The sequence below is a fragment of the Geodermatophilus sp. SYSU D00691 genome (genome assembly GCF_054050275.1).
The window spans coordinates 38,684-55,676 of record NZ_JBJGYZ010000039.1; the positions used below are offsets into that span (position 1 = coordinate 38,684).

The 16,993-nt window shown below is 73.1% G+C and carries 11 protein-coding genes; 2 read left to right on the plus strand and 9 right to left on the minus strand.

Annotated features, from left to right (window positions below):
- Window positions 1–81: 81 nt before the first annotated feature.
- From ACI797_RS23295 to ACI797_RS23320, 6 genes are all read right to left on the minus strand, one after another.
- On the minus strand, window positions 82–1,197 hold the full coding sequence (locus tag ACI797_RS23295) for a glycosyltransferase family 4 protein (protein WP_456861874.1): 1,116 nt from the start codon (window positions 1,195–1,197) through the stop codon (window positions 82–84).
- A gap of 7 nt (window positions 1,198–1,204) precedes the next feature.
- The gene (locus ACI797_RS23300; RefSeq protein WP_456861876.1) at window positions 1,205–2,656 is read right to left on the minus strand and encodes a phosphotransferase; all 1,452 of its coding nucleotides are present in this window, start codon (window positions 2,654–2,656) and stop codon (window positions 1,205–1,207) included.
- 58 nt (window positions 2,657–2,714) lie between these two features.
- A complete protein-coding gene (locus ACI797_RS23305) occupies window positions 2,715–4,193 on the minus strand; it encodes a glycosyltransferase family 4 protein (RefSeq protein ID WP_456861878.1) in 1,479 nt (492 codons plus the stop codon).
- The gene (locus tag ACI797_RS23310) at window positions 4,142–5,389 is read right to left on the minus strand and encodes a glycosyltransferase family 4 protein (protein ID WP_456861880.1); all 1,248 of its coding nucleotides are present in this window, start codon (window positions 5,387–5,389) and stop codon (window positions 4,142–4,144) included. Before ACI797_RS23310 ends, ACI797_RS23305 begins: the two co-directional genes overlap by 52 nt.
- A 62-nt stretch (window positions 5,390–5,451) precedes the next feature.
- Window positions 5,452–6,687: an ABC transporter ATP-binding protein gene (locus tag ACI797_RS23315; RefSeq protein WP_456861882.1), complete on the minus strand. Its 1,236-nt coding sequence runs from the start codon at window positions 6,685–6,687 to the stop codon at window positions 5,452–5,454.
- A 1-nt stretch (window position 6,688) separates the two neighbouring features.
- A complete protein-coding gene (locus tag ACI797_RS23320; RefSeq protein WP_456861884.1) occupies window positions 6,689–7,594 on the minus strand; it encodes an ABC transporter permease in 906 nt (301 codons plus the stop codon).
- Window positions 7,595–7,810: 216 nt separating this feature from the next.
- On the opposite strand from ACI797_RS23320, the gene ACI797_RS23325 reads away from it, so the two are divergent.
- Together ACI797_RS23325 and ACI797_RS23330 are read left to right on the plus strand one after the other, a co-directional pair.
- Window positions 7,811–8,893: a glycosyltransferase family 4 protein gene (locus ACI797_RS23325; RefSeq protein WP_456861886.1), complete on the plus strand. Its 1,083-nt coding sequence runs from the start codon at window positions 7,811–7,813 to the stop codon at window positions 8,891–8,893.
- Window positions 8,894–9,061: 168 nt separating this feature from the next.
- Window positions 9,062–10,459 carry an acyltransferase family protein gene (locus ACI797_RS23330; RefSeq protein ID WP_456861888.1) on the plus strand — a complete coding sequence of 466 codons (1,398 nt, stop codon included), beginning with the start codon at window positions 9,062–9,064 and terminating at the stop codon, window positions 10,457–10,459.
- 168 nt (window positions 10,460–10,627) lie between these two features.
- Here ACI797_RS23330 and ACI797_RS23335 read toward each other — a convergent pair whose 3' ends face one another.
- From ACI797_RS23335 to ACI797_RS23345, 3 genes are all read right to left on the minus strand, one after another.
- Window positions 10,628–10,927 carry an integrase core domain-containing protein gene (locus ACI797_RS23335; protein ID WP_456861890.1) on the minus strand — a complete coding sequence of 100 codons (300 nt, stop codon included), beginning with the start codon at window positions 10,925–10,927 and terminating at the stop codon, window positions 10,628–10,630.
- Window positions 10,928–11,302: 375 nt separating this feature from the next.
- Entirely contained in the window at window positions 11,303–13,870 is a 2,568-nt protein-coding gene (locus tag ACI797_RS23340) for a SpoIID/LytB domain-containing protein (RefSeq protein WP_456861892.1), read from the minus strand.
- Window positions 13,870–16,329 carry an N-acetylmuramoyl-L-alanine amidase gene (locus ACI797_RS23345; protein WP_456861894.1) on the minus strand — a complete coding sequence of 820 codons (2,460 nt, stop codon included), beginning with the start codon at window positions 16,327–16,329 and terminating at the stop codon, window positions 13,870–13,872. The genes ACI797_RS23340 and ACI797_RS23345 overlap by 1 nt, the downstream gene beginning before the upstream one ends.
- Between the last annotated feature and the right edge of the window lie 664 nt (window positions 16,330–16,993).

The window sequence follows — 16,993 nt, forward strand, 5'->3', positions numbered from 1 at the left end:
GTCGGTTCCTCACGAGGTGGGCGGCTGCTGCGGTGCGGAACGGCCGCACGGCGGGATCCGGTCAACCCTAACGCGGGCCGCTCAGGCGGAGCGGGCGGCGCCGAGGTCGCGGTAGAGCTCCCACAGCCGGGCCGCGGCCCGGGGCCACGAGTGCTCACCCGCCAGGATGCGGCCGCGCTCGACCATGCCCCGGCGGAGCGCGTCGTCGCCGGCCACGCGGGCCAGCGCGGCCGCGAGCGCCGGCGCGTCACCGACCGGCGCCCGGCAGGTGGCGTCACCGCCGACCTCGGCGAGCGCCGGGTCGTCGGAGCTGACGACGGCCGTGCCGGCCGCCATCGCCTCGAGCACCGGCAGGCCGAAGCCCTCCGCGCGGCTGGGCATCACCAGCGCGGTGGCGCGGTGCAGCACCACCGCCAGATCGGTGTCCGGAAGCCACCCGAGGGTGCGGACCCGATCGGCGGGGAGCCCGAGCCGGACGGCCATCGCCGCCGGGTCGACGCCGCCCCAGCCCGGCTGGCCGACGAGCAGCAGCGGCAGCGGCGGGGCGTCGGGCAGGGCGAGCGCCTCCAGCAGCACGTCGAGGCCCTTGCGCGGCTCGAGGGTGGCCAGGCTCAGCAGGAAGGGCCCGTCGGGCAGCGCCAGCCGTCGTGCGCGTTCCGCGGCGTCGCGGGGCAGCGCCAGCGCGCCGCTCACCCCCTGGCCGACGACATGCACGGGGCAGGCGGGGGCGAGGTGGCCGGCGAGCTGAGCGGCGACCGCCCGGGTGGGGACGACGACCGCCGCCGCCCGGGCCGCGGCCTGCGCCGCCATCGTGCGGTGCCAGTGCACGCCGCGCGGCGTGAGCGTCTCGGGGTGGGTCCACGGGACGGCGTCGTGCACAGTGACCACGAGCGGGCGCCGGTCCCCGGGCGGCAGCAGCAGCGTGGGCGCGTGGACGACGTCGGCCCGCCGCGGGCGCGGGCCGCGGCCGTGCTCCCAGGCCAGCACCAGCGGCCGGCGCGGCAGCGGCAGCCGCCGCGGGCCGGCCACCCCGGGCACACGGGCCGCGGACGGGTCCCGGTGCCAGGCGGTCCACCCGATCACCTCCGAGTCCGCCGGCGCGGTGGCCGCCAGCGCCGCGGCGAGCTCGGCGGAGTAGCGACCCGTGCCGCCCGGGACGGGCGCCAGCAGCTGCTCGAGGAGGACCGCTACCCGCACGCGCGGGTCACAGCGCCAGGTCGGTCGCCCGCCGGACCCCGCCGGCCACGCGGTCGTACAGGGCGTGGAACCGGGGGTCCAGGGAGTCGCGCGGCGGTAGCTGGGTCTTCCCCTGCTGGGTGGGTTCGCGCGTCCCGGTGGAGAGGGCGTGCGCCAGCCACACCACCGACACCAGGTCGCCGTCGGTGTCGGCGCGGGTGACGTCGGCGAAGTCGATGAGCACGGCCCGCTCCCCGTCCCAGAGGACGTTCCAGCTGCGGACGTCGTTGTGCCAGAGGTCGCGGCCGTGCAGCTCGCGCAGCGACGCCAGCACGTCTCGCACCACGCCCTCGACCTGATCGGCCGGCATCGGCCCGGACGATCCGAGGAGCTCGCCCCCCACCCGGGCGTACACGACGACGGCCCGGTCCCCGGAGACCTCGTAGTCGAGCAGCCGCGGTGCGCTCGGCAGGTCCTGGATGCTCAGCAGCGCGGAGATCTCGTGGGTGATCAGCCGGGCGTTGTCCGAGTGCCGGTCGGGGAACCGGTACTCCTTGATGAAGACGTCCTCGCCCCAGTAGTAGCGGCGGCTGTCGTGGTCGAACACCGCGGCCGAACCCGGGTACGCCTCGGCCTTGGACCGGTTGAAGCCGTAGACCCGGTTGTTCACGGTGACGGTGTCCCGCCGGGTGACGACGTAGAGCGGTCGCTCCTTGTCGGAGAGGTGGGTGCCGAACATGCCGAGGGGGACGATCTCGACCTGGTCGCGCACCAGCGCGAGCACCTCGAGCTCGTCCTCGGGCAGCGCCTCGTCCCAGAACAGCTCCGGGTCCTCGCCCTTGCGGGCCAGCTCCAGCACCAGCACGGGCACACGGGCGAGCAGCTCGCGCACCAGCTCCTGGGTCTGCGCCACGCCCTGGTGGTAGACGACGTGGTGCAGCACGCTCAGGATCGTCACGACGTCGAACTGACCTGGCGCCAGGGAGCGGACGCTGTCCGCGTCGAACTGCTGCGTGCGGATGCGGCTGGGCACCCCGTTGAGCTCGCCGATCAGCTGGGCCACCTCGGCGTTGGCCGGGTTGCCCTCCCACCCCTCGGTGTCCATGCCGCGGTCGGCGAAGTAGAAGCAGACGTAGCCCAGCGACGAGCCGACGTCGAGCAACCGCTTGCCGCGCAGGGTCGCCCCGAAGTGGTTCTCGATCGCCCGGCAGCGGTCGACGCTGTCCCGGGCGGGCTTCTCGATCAGGCCCGGGAGCCCGTACGCCGGCTGGTACGGCTCCACCCGGGAGGCCAGCTCCCGCAGCTTCTGCAGCCGGAAGTCGAACTGCTGGAAGTGGTTGACCCGCAGGTCGACCTGCTGCACGAGCTGGCTCAGGTCCCGGATCTCACGCGCGAGGTCGTCGACCTGCGCGACCGAGCGACGCAGCGCTCGGCGGTCCTCGGCCACACCGGGGAACAGCCGGTCGACCCCATGCTTCATCCGCTTCAACATGTCCGTTCCCTCTCCCACCCGGGGCGCGACCCCGGGATCTGCGTCTTCACCCGGCGGCTGGAATCCGCTCGTCGCCACCCGGCGGTACCTGCTGGACCGACGGCGCGCGCGCCTCGAGCGCGGCGACCCGCTCCTCCAGCGCGTCCAGGCTGGCGCTCACCGCCTGCTGGAGCATGTGCACGTGGTGGACCACCGGCTCGATCTCCCACCCGATCAGCCGGCGGATCGTCCGCTTGAGCTGCGAGACGCCGGGCCGCAGGGAGGTGGCCGGGGGACGGCTGTAGGGCGGCATCCGGCGGACCGCGGCCGCCGAGCGGCCGGCCGCGGGCTCCCCCTCGACGGGCCGGGGGCGGAAGCCGTGGTCGGTGGTCGGGGGCAGTTCGCCGCCGCGGGCCCGGGCTGCCCGGTCGCGGACCGTCGCCTGGACGTTGGCCCAGAGGTCACCCTCGCCGATCTCGAAGGGTTCTTCCAGGACGCTGACACCGGCCGCCTGGCGCAGGGCGACGGCCAGCCCGGCGTCGTCCTCGACGAAGGTCACCGAGCGGTCCGCGGCCTGTTCGGCGAGACCGCCGACGCGGGTGGCGATGACCGGCCGGTCGTAGAGCGCCGCGCGCTCCAACACGCCCGAGGACCAGATCTCCCGGTACGGGAGCACGACCACGTCGGAGGCGACGATCCAGCGGTCGAACAACTCGTCGGAGACGTAGCCCTCGTGCAGGTACGCGCCCTGCGTCTCGGCGCACAGCCGCTCGAGCTCGTTGAGGTGCGCGATGAAGGACTGCTCGTCGAGGCGGGTGCTGCCGACGATGTCCAGCCGGCAGCCGTGCGCGCCGAGCCCGGCGAAGGCCCGGACGGCGCGGTCGAAGCCCTTGTGCTCCTGGATGAACCCGATGCAGAGGAAGACCGTCTCGTCGACCGGGATGCCCAGCGACGCGCGGGCCTCCTCCCGGCCCACCTCCGAGCGCCGGATGAACGATGCTCCGTGGTCGGCCAGGTGGGCACGGGCCGGGTCGACCGGCACCGCCTCGAGGAAGCGGGTCCGCTCGGTCTCGCTGTGGAAGTACAGCTCGTCGGCGCTGCGGAAGAGCGTGCGGCAGGCCCGCGCCCGCACACCCGGTCCTGTGGCGACCTCGCCCTCCCACTCGTGCACGACGACCTCGACGCGCTTGCTGCGCCGGAAGGCGACGGTCAGCGCGGCGTCGACGGCCGCGCGGTGCCGCGGCTCGGCCGAGCGGTAGAAGAAGGCCGGGTGCCACTGCACGATGACCTTGTCGTACTCGGGCACGCGGCGGGCCAGCGCCAGGCCGAAGCGCGGGCCGGCGTGGAAGTCGAGGTGATAGCGGGCCGCGGAGGGCTCCGGGGAGAGGGCGTCGACCTCGTGCCCCTCCGCCAGCAGCTTGGCTACCGTCTGCACCGCGTAGGTCGCGATGCCGTCCCGCTTGGGCGGGTAGGGCGAGACCATGAGGATCCGCATCAGGCCGCGCTCCCCGTCCGGGCCGCCGTCCGCGACGGGGCCGACGTCCACCTGCTCAGCGACTCCTCCACCTTCGGGATCACCGTGTCCCACGTGTAGTTCTCGAGGACGTATGCCCGTCCCGCGCTGCCGAGCCGCCGTGCGGCCTCGGGCTGCTGGGCGAGGAAGACCAACGCCTCGACGAACTCGGCCTCGTCGCCATAGACGACACCGGCCCGGCTGCGCTCGATGTGGTATCGGACCACCCCGCCCTGGCCGACCCCGATGACCGGCGTCCCGGCCAGCCACGATTCCATGATCGTCCGGGAGAAGGCCTCGTACCGGCTGGGCTGGACGTAGGCCGCGGCGGCCGCGTACGCGTCGTTGCGGTCCTCGTCGGAGAGGAAGCCGAGGTCGTGGACCCGGCCCGCGACCTCGGCCGGCGGGCGGACCTCCCCGACACCCATCGTGACCAGGTGGAAGGGCAGGCCGCGGGTTGACACGGCACGGCTGAACATCTGCAGCAGCTCGTCCCAGCCCTTGGCGCCCTCGCGGCGGCCGGTGTAGAGCAGGAAGGGCGCGTCGATGCCGAACTTGGCGCGGAACCGCTCGGGCTGGTAGCCCTCGGGCACCTCCACGCCGCAGCCGACCACGTCGTGCGGGGCCAGCTTCGGGAAGATCGAGTGCGCCAGCTTGTGCTCGGGCTCGGTCTGGAAGAACAGCCCGGCCACGCCGCTGAGCACCGGCTGGAAGATGCTCTGGTAGGCGTAGGGCTCGTCGTGCAGGCAGGTCCACAGCACCGACCGGGTGGGGTGCACCTGGCTGCACGCCACCGCGGGCCAGAACAGGTAGGGCCCGAAGACGATGGCCCGGTAGTCCGTCCCGTGCGTGAGCAGGTGCGAGTACAGGCCGGGGATGCGCACGTCGTCGTTGAGCCAGCGCTCCTGCTCGCCGAGCGGGATCGCCTCGCCGGCGAACATCCGCATCCCGATCTCGTGCCGCTCGCGCCCCGAGGTCGACTTCACCGCCTCGAACCGGCGGACCGTGAGGCCGTCCTCGACCGCGGTGCCCTCCGGGAACTCGTTGCGCCAGGTGATGTAGTCCAGCGCCGTCGTGGTCAGGATCTCGACATCCCAGCCGCGCTCCTGGAGAGCCCGCGCCATGCGCCCCATGACGAGTTCGGCGCCGCCGCCGCCCGCCCCCTCGGAGGAGTACCGCGCCGGCACGAAGGCCAGACGTCCGGTCCGGTCGACAGAGCTGGATGGCACGTCGGTGGTGCTCCTCGTCGTGGGAAGGTCTGATGCACGGAGGGCGGCCGTTGCCCGGGCGCTCACGCGACCACGACCGATGGCTTGTCGAGCGGGAGGACGTCGACCGTGGCGGGCATCCGCACGATGCCGTCCTGCCACTCCGAGTCGATGACCTTGAAGTTGCGGATCCGCGCGACCCGGACGTAGTGCGGCCCGTTGATGCCGTGGGCGGCCAGGGTCACGTGGTACGGCCCCTCGACCAGCGGGATCGACCTGTAGTTGAACACCACCCGCCGCGAGCCGTCGATCGGCTCCAGCTGGTGGCCCATCAGGTGGGTGTTCGATGCGTAGCAGTTCTGGTCCATGTGGTTCTCGATCTTGATGCCCACGGCCCAGTCGGTCACCGGCTTCGGCGAGGTCACCGTGCACTCCACGCCGAACGGGTCGCCGGGCGAGAACTCGGTCTTCGGGTTACCGGCCCCGTCGGTGATGACGACGTCGGTGATGCTCATCGGCGTGTAGGTGGTGACGCCGGCGGCGCTGGCCTGCTCCTTGGCCGCCGCGGCCTCCGCCTCAGCCTCGGCCTGCTCGTTGAAGGTGTCCCGGATCATCCGGATCGCCTGCTGCGGGGCCCCGTCGTACTGCACCACGCCGTGGTCGAGCAGCACCGCCCGGGCGCAGAGGTCGCGGACCAGGTCGAGGGCGTGGGTGACGAAGACGACGGTTCGCCCCTCGCGCATGAAGGAGCGCACCTTCTCCAGGCACTTGCGCTGGAACGCCTCGTCGCCGACCGCCAGGACCTCGTCGACGAGCAGGATCTCGGGGTCGACGTGCACGGCGACGGCGAACGCCAGCCGCACGTACATGCCCGACGAGTAGAACTTCACCTGGGTGTCGAGGAACTCCTCGATGCCGGAGAAGTCGACGATGGCGTCGAAGTACTTGTCGGTGTCGGCCCTCGACAGACCGAGGATCGACGCGTTCAGGTACACGTTCTCGCGGCCGGTGAGGTCGCCGTGGAAGCCGGCGCCGAGCTCGAGCAGCGCCGCCAGCCGGCCGCGCCGCTCGACCAGCCCGGTGGTCGGGCTGAGGATGCCGCCGATCACCTTGAGCAGGGTGGACTTGCCCGAGCCGTTGTGGCCGATCAGGCCGAGCGAGGTGCCCGAGGCGATCTCGAGGTCGATGTTGCGCAGCGCCCAGAACTCCTCGCGATGGGTCTGCGTCTGCCGGGCGTTGACCAGCCGCTCCTTGAGCGACTTGTTGGCGTTGAGCGAGAACTTCTTGCTGACGTCCGAGACGCGGATGACCGTCGTCATGTCACAGCTCCTGGGCGAAGTCGCCCTGCGCGCGGGCGAAGTAGCGTTGGGCCAGCCAGAGGGCGCCGAGGCCGACGACGGCCAGGACCCCCAGGCGCGCCCAGAGGTTGCCGTCGAAGGTGTACTCCGGCCCCATGGTGTAGAAGGCCCGCTGGAACGCCGTGACGACGTTGAGCATCGGGTTGGCCAGGTAGATCTCCAGCAACGTGGTGTGGCCGCTCTCGGTGAAGTTGTGGATGGGCAGCGTGACCGGGTACACGATCGGCACCAGCCAGAACAGGGCGAGCAGCACGATCTCGATCAGGTGCTGCAGGTCGCGGAAGTACACGGTCGCCGCCGCGAGGAACAGCCCCAGGGCCAGCCCCCACAGCAGGCAGACGACCAGCGCCAGCGGCACCAGGCCGAGGTCCCAGGTGGGGACGACGCGGAATCCCGCCAGCGCGGCGATCCCCAGCGCGGCGAAGAGCACGATCATCTGCAGGAGGAAGTTGACCAGCGCGGCGCCCACCACCGACAGCGGGAAGATCTCGCGCGGGAAGTAGGTCTTCTTCAGCAGCCCGCCGTTGCCGACGATCGAGCCGGTGCAGCCGCCGACGATGTCGGTGAACAGACCCCAGACGACCAGGCCGGAGAAGATGAAGATGGCGTAGGCCGGCTGGCTGTTCCCCAGGAAGATGGTGAAGGCCAGGTAGTAGATGATCAGCTGGGTCATCGGCCGGACCAGCGTCCAGAAGAAGCCCAGGACGCTGTCCTTGTACTTGACCTTCAGTTCCTTGCGGACCAGCTGGGCGAGCAGCTCCCGGTAGCGCAGGATGTCGCGCGCGTCGTGCAGGGCGCCCCGGAAGAACCGGCGGGGCGGGTTGACCCGCTCCATGGGCAGCGCCTCGACGGCCTCCGCCCGCGCCACGGGCGCCGGAGCCTCGTCGAGCAGACGGGGAGGCGGACCGCCGTCGGATGACCGCACGTCGGTGCCTGTCGTAGCCATGAGAAGTCCCAATCGTCGAACCCTGACGTCGGTTCAGGGTAAGCGTGCCGTGGTTGCGCGCGTGCCCATTGCGACGGACCGGTGAGTCACACCAGGCCCCGCAGGCCACCGCCGTCCCGCCTCTATCGTGAGCCCCCCATGGACGTGATCCTCGACGGGACCCCGCTGCTGGGGCCCCGGACCGGCGTCGGCCAGTACGTCGCCCACCTGTACGCCGCCCTGCGGGACGAACCCGGCGTCCGGCCGCGGCTGTACGCGTTCACCGTCCGGCGTGGCGGGCGGCCGGCCGACGTCCAGCCGGGCGACTGGCTGCACCGGATACTCCCCGCTCGTGCGCTGCAGCGCCTCTGGACGGCCGGGAGGGGACCCGGGGCGGGGCTCCTCCTCCCCCGCACCGATGTGCTCCACGCGACCAACTTCGTCGGCCCGCCGGCGCGCCGGGTCGGCCGGGTGGTCACCGTGCACGACCTCACCTTCCTGCGCTACCCGGAGCTCGTGCACGCGAGGACCGCCGCCATCGCCGGCCTGATCCGCCGTCAGGCGCGCGAGGCCGACGCCGTCCTCACCCCGAGCGCGGCGGTCGCGGCCGAGGTGGTCGAGGACCTCGGCGTGCCCGCGGACCGGGTCCGGCCGACGCCGCTGGGCGTGGACGGCGCGTGGTTCGACGCCGTCCCGCCGTCGGCGGAGTGGCGCCGCCGGCACGGTCTGCCCGACCGCTATCTGCTCGCCGTCGGCACCCGGGAGCCGCGGAAGAACCTGGGGATGCTGCTGACCGCGCACCGCGCGGCCGGTGCGGGCGGCGTGCTGCCGCTGGTGCTGGTCGGGCCTCCGGGGTGGGGCGAGGACGTGGTCGACGACCGCGACGTCCTCCTGCTGCCCTACCAGCCGGCCGAGAACCTCCGGGCGCTGGTGGCCGGCGCCGCGGCACTGGTCTTCCCCACCCGGTACGAGGGTTTCGGGCTGCCGGCGCTGGAGGCGATGGCGGCCGGGACGCCGGTGCTGGCCAGCGACCTGCCGGTCCTGCGCGAGGTGCTCGGGGACTGCGGCGACCACGTGGACACGACCGACCCGGAGGCGCTGGCCGAGGGGCTGCGCCGCGTCAGCGCCGCGCCGGACGACGAGGCGGGGCGGCGGGTCCGGCAGGCGCGGGCGGCCGCGTTCACCTGGCAGCGCTGCGCCGCCGCGACCGCCGAGGCGTACCGGTCCGCCACATCGGCATGAGGCACCAGGGGTCACAGCGGACACACGCCACTCCGGCCACCTGCGATAAGGAGCGTTCCGCCTCATCCCGCGGGTAGCTTTCCCGACCGGGACCGCCACGCCCCCGCCCGTCGGCGCGGGCCGTCCGACCGCCGGCGGCGCCCGCGGAGCCACACAGGGAGCCCAGTGTTGACCACCGACGCCATGCAGAGCCCGGCCCCGGAGACGGGGGCCGGCGACAAGGTGCACGCGGCCCGGACCAAGAACGGCCGGCTCGAGTTCCTCGATACCCTGCGTGGCATCGCGGCGCTCGTCGTGGCCCTGCAGCACCTCGGTGAGGTGATCTGGCCCCAGCTGGTGTCCTTCTCGCACCTCTGGTGGCGGCCCGGCGAATTCGGCGTCGTCGTCTTCTTCGTCTGCAGCGGGTTCATCATCCCGGCATCGATGGAGCGTCGGGGCGACCTCAAGGAGTTCTGGATCGGCCGCGCGTTCCGGCTCTTCCCGCTCTACCTGTCGCTCCTGCTGCTCACCGTCGTCATCGTGCGCACCGTCCCCGGTGCCCTGCCGAACCCCAATTTCCACCCGGTGTGGGACACGGCGGTCAACGCCTCGATGCTGCAGATCTTCACGGGGCGGCCGCTGTTCATCGGCGCGTCGTGGACCCTCGGCTACGAGATGGTCTTCTACCTGCTCATGACGGTGCTGTTCATGCTGGGCTGGCACCGCCGGTCGGCAGGGATCGCGACCGGCCTGTACGTCTCGGCGCTCGTGCTCGGCGGCTTCCTCGTCCCCTACTTCCTGGTGCAGTACCAGATCCGATCGTGGGCCGCGGTCGTGTTCGGCCTGCTGGCCCTGGCCGTCGTCGTGGTCGTCCCGCGACTCAGCGGCGGTCAGCGCTCGGTGGCGCTGACGATCACCGTCGCCGTCCTCCTGCTCCTGCTGAACCGGCCGCACGACCTGTGGTTCTCGCTGGTCCTGCTCGGCTCGATGTTCCTCGGCACGGTTCTCTACCGCTACGACGTCGGCGAACTGCCCCGGCGGACGGCCGTCGGGGTCTTCGCCTTCGCGGTGGTGGCGATCACCCTCGTCGAGCACCGCTACCACGTGGGCTCACCCGAACCTCTGACCGGGACGGTCCCGCGGTGGTGGACCGAGGCCGGCACCTTCGTCTCGGCGTACCTGACCTTCGGGGCGTTGTTCCTGCTGCGCCGGTTCCGCTTCCCCCGTGTGCTCGTCTACCTCGGCACGATCAGCTACTCCGTCTACCTGGTGCACGCCCTCGTCCTCGTCCTACCGCTGCCGGACGTCGACGGCCCCGTGCTCTACGCGGGGCTCGTGGCGGTGACCATCGGAGCGTCCGCACTGACCTACCACTTTATCGAGAAGCCGGGCCAGCTCATGGGCCGGCGGCTCATCGCCCGGTACCGGGCCGGGAAGGGCGACGACGCCGGGGCTCGGCAGCCTGGCCACCCATCCCCCGCGCCGCTCCCGGTCGACGACCCGTCCTCGTCCGCCCCTGCCACAGCCGGTCCGAACGGGGACGGGAACCGCACCCCTGAGCCCACGGGCAGCGCCCGCCCCGCCTGACACCGTCGCACCGCCGAGCGGCCGGTCCTCGCTCCGAGGACCGGCCGCTCGGTCGTCGTGCACCGGACACGTCGGGGCGCGGATGGTCGCGACCGCTGCTCGAGAGGACGAGGGCGTCCCGCAGAGCGCCGAGGGCGTCTGTCTGGATCTGCCCCTGGCTGTCGTCGTTCACGCGGCGAGGCGGCTGACCGGTGGGCGGCCTCCGAGGGCGGAGTGGCTCCGGGCAGCGTTGTGGTGCGCCAGCCGGCCGTCCAGGGCGGCGGTGCGCTCGTCGTCGGAGGTCCAGGCGGTGGCGTAGGCCCATGGGGTCTGCAGGGTGCGGTTGAACCGTTCGGCCGTGCCGTTGGTCGACGGCCGGCCGGGCCGGATGAACCGGCGGGCGATGCCCAGCTGCTCGCAGGCGGTGATCCAGGCGGCCGCGCGGCGGTAGCCCAGCGCGTTGTCGGTCAGCACGCGGGTGACGGTCACGCCGTGGGTGGTGGACCAGGCCACCGCCCGGGTCAGGAAGGCGGCGCAGGTGGCCGTCCGCTCGTCGCCCTCCCCCTGAGGGGCATGGTCACCGTGGAGCGGGCACGTCGTCGACGGCTTCCTGCCGCTCGACCGGGGGACGGTCGCGCTCTCGCCGACCCCGTGGCACCGGTCGATCTCACGGAGACGCGAGCGCTCACCGGCGCCGCACCCAGGGGTTGGCGGACGTGGTGGGCGACCGAGTGGCCCGTAGGTGAGGAGGAGCCCGGTCCGGGGAGGGGTGGTCGGCGCTGTCCGGCTTCCCGGCCATCTCACCGACCAACCGGGGGACCCCGGCACGGTCTCCGTGCCGGGGTCCCTCCCCCGCAGGCGGACCTACAGGTAGGTCACCGTGGTGACGCCGGTTGCGGAGTTCCAGGCGATCCATCCGCCCTGGAAGTCGGCCCGGGTGCCGCTCGGCACGGCGTACTCCCCTCGGGTGGGCAGGCCCAGCCGGGACCACTCGGCCCCGAGGGAGTCGTACTTCGTCTGGATGGCGCCGTAGACCGGGTGAGCACCTGTGGCGGCCGACCACATGATCTTGCCCTTGGCGAAGACCTGGTACGTGCCGTTCCCCCGGCCGAGCGCGGCCTCCTCCATGGCGGGGAGGCCGAGACCGTTGGCGCCGCCCATCGCTGTCCAGCGCTGCCCCAGCGGGCCACCGACCCGGTAGGCCGTCCCGGCGCCCGTGGTCCAGTAGATGCCGGCACCGCTCGCGAAGGCCACGTACTGGCCCCGCCCGTCCGCGGTCGCCCGCTGCGGACCGGTCGGCAGCCCGAGGTCGGAGTTCAGCCCGCCGAGCGCCGTCCACCGGTCGCCGATCGGACCCGTGAGGACGACGGCTCCTGCGGAGGCGGTCCACACGATGGTCCCGGCCGAGAAGGTGGAGTACCGCCCACCGCCGGTGGGCGTGTCGGCCTCATCGGAGGTGGGCAGGCCGAGGGCTCCCATGGCCCCGCCCCTGGCCAGCCACGCCTCGCGGATGCCGCCGCCGACCAGGCGAGCAGCGCCGTCCTTCCAGACGAGCGTGAAGCCACGCGAGTAGCTCTGCAGGTAGGCACCGCCGGCCACGGCGGTCTCGCCGGTGGAGGGCAGGCCCAGCCGACCGGGCCCGCCGGCCGCGGACCACGCGGTGGCCAGACCACCGCGCAGCTCGTGCGCACCCGTCCCCGCCGACCAGTAGACCGACCCACCGGTGAACGACTGGCGGACCGCGCCGGTGACCTCGGCGACCGGCACCTCTGCTGACGTCGGGAAGCCGAGGCTCCACTCCGCACCCATGGCCAGCCAGCGGTCACGGATCGCCCCGCGCACGAGCTGGGCGCCCGTCGCGGAGCTCCAGTAGATCGACGCGCCGTTCGCGAAGTGGTTGAACGCGCCGCCGCTGCCGGCGGGGCCCTCGTCCGTGGTGGGGACACCCAGCCGCTCGGCACCGCCGGCCGCGAGGTAGGCCTCGAGGATCCCACCCTTGACCAGGCGGACGCCCGCGGCGGCCGACCAGTAGAGCCGGCCCCGCTCGTAGGCCTGGAAGGCGAAGCCGTTGCCGTACTCCTCGGTGCCGACCGGGTTGCCGAGCGCCGACCGCAGCGCGGAGTCGCCCTGGTAGCGCGTCTCGATCGCCGACAGGGGGACGTCGAAGGTGAACCAGTTGCTGCGCAGCCCGGCGGCCGAGCGGATCTGGTTGCCCGTGACCGTGACCGCGGTGGCCGCGCCGGAGGAGTTGACCCCGCGCAGGACGACGGTCAGCACGCGCCCACCCCACTCGCCGCGGCCGTCGCGGCTGGTCACCTCCAGCGAGACCAGCGTGCCGACGGAGGGGAACGCCGACTGGAGCGTGGCCTTGCTCAGCGAGGCCGACCACGAGTGCGCCGCGGAGGCGACCACGCCGTCCCACGGGTCCTGCCGTGCCTGCAGGTAGGCGACTCCACCGTCCACGGTCCAGCCACCGTTGGACGAGGAGAACTCGGCGAGGATCGTCGCGCCGCCGCTCTGCCGCACGATCCCGTCGGTGGCGTTGATCGCGGCGTCGGTGGACGCCTCCTCCTTGAGCGTCAGCGCGCCGTTCACCCACGTCCGCGCGCCGGCGTAGACCTGGCAGGCGGTGGTGTCGCAGATGTCCCAGTACTGGCCGGCGGGCTTGCGCAGCATCTTCGCGACCGTGTAGCTGCGCGCTGCGACCGTCTGCGCCTCCAGCGCCGCGGCCGGCCACGAGGCGGGCATCTCGCGCGGCACGACGCCGCGCAGGTAGTCCTGCAGCGACAGGTTGTTCACGGTGACCAGCCCGGTGCCGCTCGCCACACCGAGCACCGCGCCGCGGTAGCCTCGCACGTCGCCCGGCCGCACCACGCGGACGATCGCCGGGCCGGAGAACTGGACCGGACCGTCGAAGAGCTGGCTGCCGCCGATCGTCCAGGCCTCCCAGTGCCCGTCGGGCTGCTGGAAGTGCACTCCGTACTTCCCGGCGGACCGCACGATCCGCCAGGCGACCGGACCGCCGGGCAGGACGCCGCCGCCTCCCGTGGCGAGGTCGTGCACGGCCAGGCCGGCGTCCGCCAGGACGAGGACGTCGTCGCCGTCGTTGGTGACCTGCACCTTGACGCCCCACGGGGCCGACCGGACGCTCGCCGTCCCCGGGTAGTAGAAGTCGAGGATCTGCGCCGACGTCGCACCGGACCGGGCGCCGCCGTTCGCCCCGTACTGGCTCAGCCCCCGGCCGTGGCCGTAGCCGTGCCCGGCCAGCTTGACCACGCCGTCGGCAGGGAAGGTGACCCGGTCGGTCGCCGCGGCACCGGCGGGGCCGGACCCGCCCACCAGGGACAGGCCGAGGACGACGACGACGGCGGTCGCCGCGATCCGGACCGCCCGGCGAGCGCTCCCACCCAGCCGTCGAGGGGAGGCGACCATCAGGGCGCCGCCGTCACGACACCGGTCGAGGCGTTGTAGGTGAGCGTGCCGTGCTGGAAGTTCTGCCGGGAACCACCCGGGATCCAGTACTCGCCGCTGGTGGGCAGGCCGAGAGACGACCACTCGGCGCCCATGGAGTCGTACTTCGCGCCGATGGCGCCGTAGATCTCCCAGGCCCCCGTGGTACCGGACCACATGATCTTGCCGGCCACGAAGAGCTGGTACCACCCGCCGACGCGCCCGAGCGCGGTCTCGTCCGTGACCGGGAAGCCGAGCCGGCTGAGGCCGCCGATCGCCGCCCACCGGGCGCCGATGCCACCGCGGACCACGTGAGCGCCGGTGCCGGTCGAGTGGTAGATCGCCGCACCCGACGTGAAGGTGACGACCTGGCCGCGACCGTCGGCGGTCGCCCGCTGCGGGCCGGTCGGCAGGCCGAGGGAGGAGTTGACCCCGCCGGCCGCCTTCCACCGGTCGCCGATGGGGCCGGTCAGGACGACGGCGCCCGCGGACGGCGTCCAGACGATCGAGCCCCCGGTGAAGGTCGTGTAGAAGCCGCCACCGCCAGACGTCGCCAACTCGTTGGTCTGCGGCATGCCGAGGGCACCGGTCGCGCCGCCGCGGCCGAGCCAGGCCTCGCGGATCCCGCCCTGGACCCGGTAGGTGCCCGCCGGGGTCCAGGCGAGGGTGAAGCCGCGGGAGAACTCCTGCACCGTGCCGCCGGACACGTACTTCTCCCCGCTGGCCGGGAAGCCTAGAGTCGACAGGCCACCCTGGTCGGTCCACGCGGTGGCGATGCCGCCGCGGAGCTCGAAGGCCGCGCCGGTGGCGGCCGACCAGTAGATCGAGCCGTTGGTGAAGTCCTGCCGGTACCCACCGCTCACCGGGGTCTCCGCGGCGGTGGGGTAGCCGAGGCGCCACTCCGCGTTCAGGGCCATCCACCGCTCGCGGATCCCACCGCGGACCGGCTGGGCGCCCGTCTCGAGCTTCCAGTAGATCGAGACGCCCTTCTCGAAGTGGTTGAACGCGCCCCAGCCACCGGCGACGCCCTCGTCGGTCGACGGCACACCGAGGACCGTGGCCCCGCCCAGCGCGATGAACTTCTTGAGGATGTCACCGCGGATCAGGTGGACGCCGGCCGTCGCGGACCAGTAGAGCCGCCCGTTCTCGTACTCCTGCCAGGCGTAGCCGTCCCCGTACTGCTCCCCACCCTCGGGCGCGCCCAGCGAGGCGCGCAGGTCCGGCTCGCGCAGGTACCGGCGTTCGATCGCCGACATGGTGTAGTCCACCTGAGCCGCCACACGGGCGCGGATCCCGTCCATGTGGGCGTAGGCGTAGCGGCCCGGGCAGGCGGTGTTCCCGACGTCGCGGTGCCCGAAGACGGTCGGCACGGTCACGACCGTGCCGGCCCCCCACCGGGCGGTGCCGCCGCCGCCCGACGTCAGCTGCGTGGTGGCCCGCGGGTCGATGCCGTACAGCGAGAACTTCCAGGCGATGATGTCGGCGACCGCGTCCAGCGCACCCCGGGGCGGCTCCGCGACGTCGTAGTTGCCGAGCATCGAGACACCGAACGTGTACGTGTTGAACCCGCCGGCGTGCGCGCCCACGACCGTGCTGGCCAGGCCGCCGTAGCGGCCCTCCCACAGCCGGCCGAACTTGTCGACGATCACGTTGTAGCCGATGTCGCCCCAGCCGCGGCTGACCGTGTGGTAGCGGTAGATCGACCGCATGATCGCCGGGACCTCGTCGGCGGTGTAGTTGTTGCTGTCGGCGGTGTGGTGGACGGTCGCCGCCTTCAGGGTCGAGGCGTACTCCGGATCCCACGTCCGGATGCTCTCGTCGGCGCCCCACTGGGCGCGCGAGTAGACCGCCGGCATGGCCATGGCGGCGTCCGCGGTGTCCTGGATGTCGGCCGCCCCGAGCGAACCGTCCGCCTCGCTCTCCCCCGGGTCGACCAGGTCGAGCGTGACGTCGGTCGGCTGGGCGCCCGAGCGGGTGACCAGTTCGGCCTCGACCCCGGTGCTCGGGCCGGTCCACAGAGGCGAGGTCCCGCCGCGCAGTTCCGCTCCGGAGTCGGCGGAGCTGTTCTGCTCGGCGTCCTCGACGGTGACCTCGGTCCAGTCGCCCCAGTTCCCGGAGCCGTCCTGCACGCGGATCTTCACCACCGTGTCGGTGACCGCCGGATCGTGCGCCCAGGTCACACCGACGAGCGAGAACTCGTCGGTGTCGGTCTCGGTCACCGTCAGCGTGGGAACCGTGTCGGCGACGCCGGCGACCGGCTCCGTCGTCCCCTCCTGCACCTCCGCCTCGCCGGCCGGCTCGGCGACGGAGCCCATGGGGACCTCGTCGCTCGACGTCTCGACGGGCACCGCCTCCGGCGAGGGAGCGGCGTAGACGGGCAGCACGAGCACGGTGGCGGTCACGGCGAGGAACGTCGCCAGGAGCGCGAAAGTACGGCGCACGGGGTGGTCCTCCGATGGCCTGAGCCTGCCGGCACGACGGTGGGGGGACGGGCGTCTCCCCACCGTCGATGACATCGGCGCTCGGGGCGGGTGACTTGAGAACCGGACGATGGACCCGTGAAGGCTAGGTCACCGGCCGGTCACGGAACGTCCACGACCCGCCGTGGAGATGGGAAATCCGCACCGGGGGCACCCGTGTTCCGGTCGAACGGACCGGTTCACCCCGACGCTCCGAGAGGAACCACGGGACGCCGCGCGAGCGTTGACGGTCCTGCCACCGCCGCCCGACCGACGACGGCGCGGACGGCGGCGTCCGGCACGGACGGGGTCAGTGTGATGAACGGGATTGCAGTGCTGGCACACCCTGCGTCATGTCCCGGACCGGATGCGTCCGGGACGTATCGTCACGACACGCCGCAGGAGGGCACCCAGGTGGTCGCCGGGAGCCCTCCGGCCCGACGTGAGGACCTGACGTGAGCACCAGCAACCGGCGACTCGATCGCCGCGAGCGGCAGCTGCCCGCTCGGCTCGACCCCCGGGGGGGGGGGGGGGGGGGGGGGGGGGGGGGGCGGGGGGGGGTGGGGGGGGGGGGGGGGGGGGGGGCCTGGGCGGGGGGGGGGGGGGGGGGGGGGGGGGGGGGGGGGGGGGGGGGGGGGGGGGGGGG